The 4933-nt window shown below is 67.6% G+C and carries 3 protein-coding genes and 1 pseudogene; all 4 read right to left on the bottom strand.

All coding sequences use genetic code 11. The features are described 5' to 3' along the window. Positions 1–227 (bottom strand): annotated as a pseudogene (locus tag ACIQ6O_RS12915) (hypothetical protein); the annotation flags it as partial. Positions 228–261: 34 nt separating this feature from the next. Continuing rightward, positions 262–840: a hypothetical protein gene (locus ACIQ6O_RS12910; protein ID WP_396208200.1), complete on the bottom strand. Its 579-nt coding sequence runs from the start codon at positions 838–840 to the stop codon at positions 262–264. Next, positions 840–3059 (bottom strand): hypothetical protein, encoded by a 2220-nt coding sequence (locus ACIQ6O_RS12905; protein WP_396208199.1) that lies wholly within the window; start codon positions 3057–3059, stop codon positions 840–842. Before ACIQ6O_RS12905 ends, ACIQ6O_RS12910 begins: the two co-directional genes overlap by 1 nt. 9 nt (positions 3060–3068) lie before the next feature. Further along, the coding region (locus ACIQ6O_RS12900) for an ATP-binding cassette domain-containing protein (RefSeq protein WP_396208198.1) at positions 3069–4933 on the bottom strand (1865 nt) is incomplete at its 5' end.

Below are 4933 nucleotides of genomic sequence, written 5' to 3'. Positions count from 1 at the left end.
CCGCCGATCGGTGCGTAGGGCGCCACCTCGGCGCTCGTGAGCTGCTGCCACTGCCCTATCACCGTATCCAGCACGACCAGCTTGCCGGCATCGTCGTACAGCGCCCCGATGGTGGCGTTGATGACGGCGGCCCCTTCGGCGGCGCGCTTTTGCGCGCGGCCGTTGAGCGTGAAGATCAGGTCGTCGCCGGCGAAGTCACGGCGGTTCGGCAGCAGGTGTGGAAGCATTCTAAAAAGTAAGCGCCCCGCCCAGACCAAAGTTTCAATGACGCCTTGAAAACGCGAGCTCCAGCTCGGCGCCAGGGGGCGTGGCATACCACTGCGCGAGCAGCGCATCCCGCGCGCTGCGCACCGCGGCGATATCGGCGTCACTCAGCACCCGCGTGCGCGGCGGCACCGCCTTGCCTCGCGCTTCCGCCGCACCCACGAAGAGCGCGGCGTGTTCGGCGAATTCCGTGGCCGCCCACGACACACCCTCGCGCCGCTCGCTATCGAAGAACCCCACGATCAGCTCCACCTCACGCGCCTCGGCGGGAATTTCCCCGCGCGGCCACGGCTTCGCGAAGTCCTGCATGTTCCAGCCGTCGGACAGCAGACCGTAGAACCCGTGGTCGAAACCAAGCGTGGTCTCCACCGCATAGTGCGTGAGGTCGTGCCCCGGAAACACCATCGCCGTGGGCCCCTCGAATCGCTGCCACGTAGTGCTGCCGTCAGCGCGCGTACACGTGAGCGACACGGCGCCGCCTGCATGATGCTTGATGCGGATGATCAGCGCCGCTCCACTGTTCTCCATGTCCTCACCCACCTCGGCGAGCTCCGTGTGCCCGCGTTTCCGCGACATCACCAGACCTGCCCGAAGCCCACCAGCCCCTTCCACGGCGCCGCCTGATCCACCGGGCGCGTCATGCCCACGAACAGGGCGTTACCGAAGAAGCGCATGCCGGCCGTGACACTCGCCCGCACACGGCCCGTGGGCACCGACGCCGGCACCCAAAATGCGAGCAGGTTGGGATCGTAGCCGGGAATGAGACCGAGCATCGCCTCTCGTGCCGCAGCCGACGGCGCACCGGTCCAGCCACTCTGCACGCCAACACTGAAGCCCGGCGCAATCGCCGGCAACCACAGGTTGCGGCCCACACGAACGGGATTGCGCAGATACTTCGTCGTGTAGATCGCACTCGCGCGCAGCACCGCGGCCTGCGACCCCGCGAACTCCTTGTCGGCGTAGCCAGGCAGATTCTGATACCGACCCAGCTCGAACAGCTGCTGCGGAGGAATGCGCGAACCGGTCACGAGCCCCACATCGCCGCGCGCGGCGAAGACGAACGGGCCCACCGGCTGGCGCCCCGTGAGCCGCACCTCGGCACGCTGATACGCCAGCGTGCCGTCACCGCGTTCGTAGTACAGTCGCGCGCCGAGTCCCGGCTTCACGAACTCCGCCGCGCGATCGGGGTGCCATTCGATGGTGCTGCTGCTGCGCAGATATCCGCCTTCGGCGACGCCACGATTTTCGCGGAACGGTTCGCCACCGAAGGGCCCGCGCACATACTGCGACGGCCGATAGCGATCGTCGGCGTAGCCCACATCGGCGCGCAGCAGCCAGCGACGATCGCCGACGCGCCGCACCACGCCCAGCGCGCCGAAGTTGCGCGACACATAGTCGTACGGGTCGAGTGAGCCGAACAGCGCACCGAAGGTGTTCCCGGAGTCGAACGGCACCCGGAAGTCGTTCGTGATGTCCATTGAGCGTCCGCCGCGCAGCTCCACGGTCCACGGCCCGCGCGTGCGCTCCACATTCAGACGGCCGCGTACCGTCTGCTCCGCCCACGCATAGCCGGCGTTCGCGCGCACCGTCACCCCCGGCGCCGCGTCGCGCAGCGCCCACTTCGCGCCGAGTCCGGTGAACAGCCCTTCCACGCGGTTGAAGTGCATCACGTCCGCACCACGCGGGGCCGCCAGATCGAATCGCGGCGGACCGCTGGCGCGCCAGCGATCAGGCGCGATGTCTTCGAAATCGTCGGCGTGCATGCCTTCGGTGATTCCACCGAAGGTGTTCCGCCACCGCGAGAAGGCCGTGAGGGAGTCCGTCGGCGCATACGTGAGGCGTCGTGTGGCCAACGTGCGCAGCGAATCGGCAGCGGCCAGCGTGGCGGCATCGAGCACCGTGTCGTTCACCTGCATGTCGGAGAACTTCGACACGATACGAACGACCGCGCGACCGTCGCCGATCACGGGCACGTTGGCCTGCAGTTCGATGCGCTGTGTGGTGGGCAACCAGTAGCGCCCCATGCGCTCGCCGTTCTCGTACTCCACGTACGCCACGGCATCACCAAGCGAGCGGGCGAGCAGCGAACGCGAGGTGCCCGTGCGCACGAAATACCCACGCATCCGCACCAGTGTGCCACTCGACGCATCGAGATCCAGTTCGCCGTCGAACAGCACCACCTTGCCCTTCACATCGGCGCGGGGCTGCACGCGCACATGGGCGATGGGAATGGTGCGATCACCGGCGCGTATGACCACCACCGTATCGCCACCGCTGTACGTGTAGTAGCGATCGCGATCGGTGGCGAGCGGATGCACCGCGGCGAGCGTATCGGCGCCATCCTGCCGGCGCGCGCTTGGGCGTACGTTGGGGCGCCTCCGTCCGTTGCCGCTCGTTTCACGGGGACGCACCCGCAACCGATTCCCGTACAGCGAGGGGGTGAGCCACCCGGTCTGGAAGAGCGTCAGCATGCTCACATTGCCGCCCGTCTGCTGGACGCGGTATCCCTGCACGCGCTGGTCGTATTTGCCGGTGCGATTCCAGCGCAGCGTGCTCGCCACCTGCTCGACGGCGGCCACCACCTCGGTGCCTTCCTCGCGCCGCAGCAGCACGGCGATTTCAGACTCCACATTCGCTTTATACGAAACCAGACTGTCCGGAAGCCGGTTTCGTGTGCTGGCTTCAGACAACAACCGCTGCAGAGCAGGGCTGGTCTGGGCGTGAACGATCGGCGCGGCAATGGCGAGCAGCGCGGAAACGGCGGCAACGACGGGAGCGAGACGGAGAAGGCGCATATGGGTCCGTCACCGCGCCTTGAGCATGCTCACGTACTCCTCGGCGGCGCCCCACTCGTGCATCGCGTCTTCCAGCGCATCGCGCGCATCGTCGAGCTCCTTGCCCAGTACCGCCGCCTTCTTGATGCCGGCCGGGTTGTCGTAGAGCGAGGCGTCGTCGAGCTGCGCGGAAAGCCCGGCGATCTTCTCCTCGAGCGTCGTCACCCGCAGCTCGGCATCGGCCAGTGCCTTCTCGGCGGCGCGCACCTGCTTCTTCGGGTCGCCGCCCGCCGCGTGCTGCCGCGCCTGCTGTTCACGCTCGCGTTGCTTCGCGTTGCGCTCGGCTTCACGACGATCCTCCGCCCGCGCCTGCTGGGTTTCCTGCTCGGTGCGTTCGGCGCGCATCGCTTCCCACTCCACGAACGTGCCCGGAAACACCGCCAGCTCCTGATGGCGCAGCTCCCACACCTGCGTGGCGAGCCCGCGCAGCACGGCACGGTCGTGACTCACGATGAGCACGGTGCCGTCGTACTCGTCCACCGCGTCTTCGAGTACTTCGATGCTTTCGACATCGAGGTGATTGGTGGGCTCGTCGAGAATGAGCAGGTTGTTGGTGCTGAGCGTGAGCAGCGCCATGGCCACGCGCGCGCGTTCGCCGCCGCTCAACGTACCCACGGTGCGCAGCACTTCGTCGCCGCTGAAGCCGAAGCGACCGAGGTGCCCCTGTACCTGCCGGCGCTCCCACAGCGGTCGTTCGTTCGCGATGGCGTCGTAGATGGTGCTCTCCATGGGGAGATGGCCCACGTCCTGCCGGTAGTACGCCACCGTGGTGCTGGGTCCCACCTTCACGTCGCCGTCGAGCGGGGGCATCTCGCCGAGCAGCGTCTTGATGAGCGTACTCTTGCCGGCGCCGTTGGGGCCCACGAGGGCGACCACTTCGTTGCGCTCGAGTACCACGTTCACATCGCGCACGAGCGCGCGCGGTCCGTCCGCCGTGGGCACTCCCACCGTGACGTGATTTGCTTCGGCGACGCGATCACCGCTGCGATTGCCGGCGTCGAGTCGCAGCGCCATCACACCATCGGCGCCAATGGGCGCAGAGAGGCGCGGCATGCGCGCCAGGAGCTTGCGACGCCCCTTGGCCTGACGCGTGTTCTGCCCGGCGAGGTTGCGTGCGATGTAGTCCATCTCCGACGAGATCTTCGCCTGCTGCTTGTCGAACTGCCGCTGCTGCGCGAGCCGGCGCTCCTCGCGCTGCTGCACGAAGCTTTCGTATCCGCCGGTGTAGGCGAAGGCGGTACCGCCTTCGAAGTGCAGCACATGATCGGCCATCGCGTTGAGGAACGCACGATCGTGGCTGATGCACAGCACCGTCTTGTCGGTGTTGGCGAGATACCGCTCGAGCCACGCGGTCGTATCGAGGTCGAGGTGGTTGGTGGGCTCGTCGAGGATGTACAGATCGGCCGGCGTGGCGAGCTGCCGCGCGAGCGCTACGCGACCGCGCTCACCGCCGCTCAGCGTACCGATGCGCGTGGTGCGCGCCATGTCGGGGGCGAAGCCAACGCCCATGAGAATCGCATCCACCTTCGACGCCATCTCGTAGCCGCCCTCGCGCTCGAACCGTTCGAGGTCGCGGCCGTACTTCTCCATCGCCGCCTCGCTGTGATCGGTCTCGAGCTTCGCCGCCTGCTGCGCGAGCGAGGCTTCCAGCTTGCGCAGCTCGCCGAACGCGTCGGCCACGATGTCCCACAGGCTCTGATCGTCGGGAAAGCGCCGGTGCTGATCCATGAGCGCCACGCGCAGCCCCGGCGTGCGCGCCACCGACCCGCGCGTAGGCTGCAGGTCGCCGGTGATGAGGCGCACGAGCGTGGTCTTGCCCGTGCCATTGCGCCCCA

It is taken from the genome of Gemmatimonas sp. (assembly GCF_044345575.1).
Classification (GTDB): Bacteria; Gemmatimonadota; Gemmatimonadetes; order Gemmatimonadales; family Gemmatimonadaceae; genus Gemmatimonas.
This window is presented reverse-complemented; position numbering and strand designations above follow the sequence as displayed.